Raw genomic sequence first — 3,300 nt, 5'->3', positions numbered from 1 at the left:
GGTTGAAGGAGAAAAAAGCCAGTGCCAGTGCCACCACCGCATAGACTGCCCAGGGATGCAGGCCCCAGTGGAAGATGGTTGCAGCCATTGCCAGCCTCTGCGCGGCCGCATCATCGCCTGCAGCGGCCCCCAAGGGCGCCCAGTCAGTGCGCAGCCCATCGCCGCCGGCAGCGGTGCCGCCCAGCGATGCGCCGAAATGCGAGATCGGCTCAGCCACCCCCCAGAACACCAGGCCAATGCCCATACCGGCGGCGAACAGCATCGCAAACCAGCCGGCATAGGAATAGTCCGGCCGCGCATCGTCGCCACCCAGCCGGATCTTGCCATAGGGCGATACCACCAGGAACAGCGAGAACAGCACAAAGATGTTCGTCGAGATCATGAAGACCCAGTCAAACTTGCTGGTCAGCGCCGGGCGCAGCCAGCCAAAGAATGCCGCCGCCTGGTCCTTGAACACCAGGGAGAGGATCACGAAGGCGACGATGGTCACCGCGGAAATGGCAAAGACAGGGTTGTGAACATCCAGGCCCATGACCTGGATGTTATCCTGGCCGACCTCATAGTCGGCCTCGGATTCGTTGATTTCAGTCGTCATAGCGTGTCTCCCCGAATAGTCTGTGGGCTTTTCATCAGCGGGAATGGCGCCCGGAGGATTTGCAATTTGGACCCCTCATCGGCGGAAAACGACATTGCAACGGATTAATGACAGAGGTGTCCAGCGTGAACTGCGCAACTATCAACCGGAATGCCGCATTGCAAACAAGTCTCCAGACCTCCGGTTTGCGGACGGCCCAGCGGTCCGGAACTGGAAAAGGGCCGGAAGAACCAGCCCTTTCCGATGCTGTCGTTCCAGGCTGGATCAGCCGTTCACATCAACCACAACCCGGCCCTTGACCTGGCCCTTGAGGATATCTGCGCCCAGCTGCGGAAGGTCGCTCAGCACGGCAGGCTGGACCATCGCTTCCAGCTTGTCCATCGGCAGATCATTGGCGATCCGCTGCCAGGCCCGCAGACGGTTGTCATAAGGCTGCATGACTGAATCGATGCCCAAGAGGTTCACTCCGCGCAGCAGGAAGGGGATGACGGTGGCGGGCAACCCGGCCCCGCCAGCCAGGCCGACGGCAGAGACTGAGGCACCGTATTTCATCTGCCCAAGCACGCGGGCCAGCATAGCGCCTCCGACCGCATCGATGCAGCCCGCCCAGCTTTCGCTTTCCAGTGGCCGTTTGGTGGTCTCGTTGATCTCTTCACGCGCGACGATCAGCGCAGCGCCTAGAGATTTCAAATAATCCGCAGTTTCCGGCCGGCCGGTCACGCCTGCAACCTCGTAGCCCAGGCTGGCAAGGATTGCAGTGGCCACCGAGCCGACACCGCCCGCGGCACCTGTCACCAGCACCGGGCCATGGCCAGGCTCCAGCCCGTGGTCCTCCAGCGCCATCACCGCCAGCATCGCAGTGAAGCCTGCGGTTCCCACCGCCATCGCCTGGCGGGTATCCAGCCCCTCGGGCAACGGGACCAGCCAGTCGGCGCGCACGTTGGCCTTTTGCGAATAGCCGCCCCAATGCGCCTCGCCCACCCGCCAGCCGGTCAGCACAACTTTGTCACCGGGTTTGTAACGCTCGTCGGAGGACGCTTCGACCGTGCCGGCAAAATCTATCCCCGGCACATGCGGATACTTGCGCACCAGCCCGCCGCCGGGACCGATGCACAGGCCGTCCTTGTAGTTCACAGTGGAATAATCGACCGCGACGGTCACCTCGCCCTCAGGCAAATCTTCCAGGCTCAGCTGCTGAACTGCAGCAGAGGTTTTACCGCTGTCCTCATCCTTGTTTACGACCAATGCATTGAACATTTCACATTCCCTTTCCCAGAGGTGTTTTTCCTCTTGCCAAAAATACCCCCGGCAGGCCGTGGCTTGCCGGGGCGGGGTCAGCGCCCCCCTTTCTTAGCGCCAGAAGCTGACCTGCACCGTTGCAGGCAGCATCCCTGCCCCGGTGTCGACCGCCATCACCGTTCCCGGCTCCCAATGGCTTTGGTCCACCATTCCAATCGCTGCATTCACCCCGAATTCGGGGGAGAAGATGGCTGATCCCACCTGCCCGACTTGGCGGCCATCTGCAAAAAGCGGCCAAGCGTCCAGGCAGGATGGGATCTCTCCGCCGATCACCAGCGGGCGGATTTGCCGGCCGGGACCGCATGCCGCCTGTTCCGCCAGTGCGGCCTTGCCGATGTAGTCTTCGGGCGAATTGCAGAACTTGCCCAGCCTGCATTCATAGGGCGTGTTCTCGCGGGTCATGTCGTTGCCGTAACTCAGCAGCCCGCTTTCGATGCGTTCGATGGTATTCGGGCACCCCGCCCGCACGTACATGTCCTCTCCGGCCTCGAACAATGCATCCCACAGCGGCATGCCCAGATCCGCCCCTTCTACATAAACCTCAAACCCGCCCTGTTTGGACCAGCCTGAGCGCGCAACCACCAGTTCGACACCCTGGAACGCAAGCCGCTTGTAACGGAAGAAGCGGATATCGCGTACCGCATCGCCAAACACCCGCGCCATCAGTTCATCGGCCCGGGGGCCTTGTACAGCCAGCGGCGAAACGTCCGGCTCCACGATCTCGACGTCAAATCCCTTGGCAATTGCGATGCCCAGTACGAACTGCAGCAGGTCGCCATCGGCCAGCGACAGCCAGTAGTGGTCCGCCGCCAGCTTTACCGCCACCGGATCATTCAGCATGCCGCCGTTATGATCCACCACCGGAACATAATAGCACTGATCGTCCGCCATCCGGTCCATGTCGCGCGGGCTGATCAGTTTCAGCAGCCGCAGCGCGTCCGGCCCTTTGATGCTGACCTGGCGTTCGCTGGACACATCCCAGACCTGCACATGCTCCTTGAGGTGTGCGCAGTCGTATTCAAGACTTTCAAACACTGTCGCCAGCAGCATGTGGTTGTAGACAGTATACCCCTTGACGCCTGCAGCCTCGACCCCTTTGGAAAAGGGCGTGCGCCGGATGCGGCGGGACGGAAAGATATTCGCCATGCTCAATTCTCCGTATGAGCGTTACACATTGCAGTTTGCCTCGGGCGGTGCCGGTCCAGGCCGCCCGCCTTCGGAGGCGCGCCAAGCGAGTCCACACAGGGGCTGGGCACGTTTGAAGGGCAGTACAGAAACAGCTCCTTCGTGACCGCCCGATCGGCTGACGCGGCCTTTGGACGCTGGCAGGTTTTCAATTGGTTATCCTCCGGCACCGAGTGAGTAAGCGATCACCGAGATCTCCCCTGCGCATGGCCCCGGCTATA

General features: G+C 61.7%; 3 protein-coding genes. All 3 read right to left on the bottom strand.

Going from position 1 to position 3,300, the window contains the following annotated elements; translation table 11 throughout:
* Positions 1 to 595, bottom strand: a 595-nt coding sequence (locus VOI29_RS23545; protein WP_323784199.1) for a BCCT family transporter, incomplete at its 3' end; no start/stop codon positions are given.
* A 264-nt stretch (positions 596 to 859) separates the two neighbouring features.
* The gene (gene acuI, locus VOI29_RS23540; protein ID WP_323784197.1) at positions 860 to 1,852 is read right to left on the bottom strand and encodes an acryloyl-CoA reductase; all 993 of its coding nucleotides are present in this window, start codon (positions 1,850 to 1,852) and stop codon (positions 860 to 862) included.
* Between the two features lie 93 nt (positions 1,853 to 1,945).
* Positions 1,946 to 3,040 carry a dimethylsulfoniopropionate demethylase gene (locus VOI29_RS23535; RefSeq protein WP_323784195.1) on the bottom strand — a complete coding sequence of 365 codons (1,095 nt, stop codon included), beginning with the start codon at positions 3,038 to 3,040 and terminating at the stop codon, positions 1,946 to 1,948.
* Positions 3,041 to 3,300 lie beyond the last annotated feature (260 nt).

This window comes from Leisingera sp., from assembly GCF_034669605.1.
In the GTDB taxonomy this organism is placed as follows: domain Bacteria; phylum Pseudomonadota; class Alphaproteobacteria; order Rhodobacterales; family Rhodobacteraceae; genus Leisingera.
Note: the sequence above shows the minus strand (reverse complement) of the source record. Positions and strands in the feature narration are given on the sequence as shown.

Excerpts from the sequence above, each read along its gene's own strand:
- acuI (WP_323784197.1), bottom strand. The coding sequence starts at position 1,852 with ATGTTCAATGCATTGGTCGTAAACAAGGATGAGGACAGCGGTAAAACC.
- VOI29_RS23535 (WP_323784195.1), bottom strand. The coding sequence starts at position 3,040 with ATGGCGAATATCTTTCCGTCCCGCCGCATCCGGCGCACGCCCTTTTCC.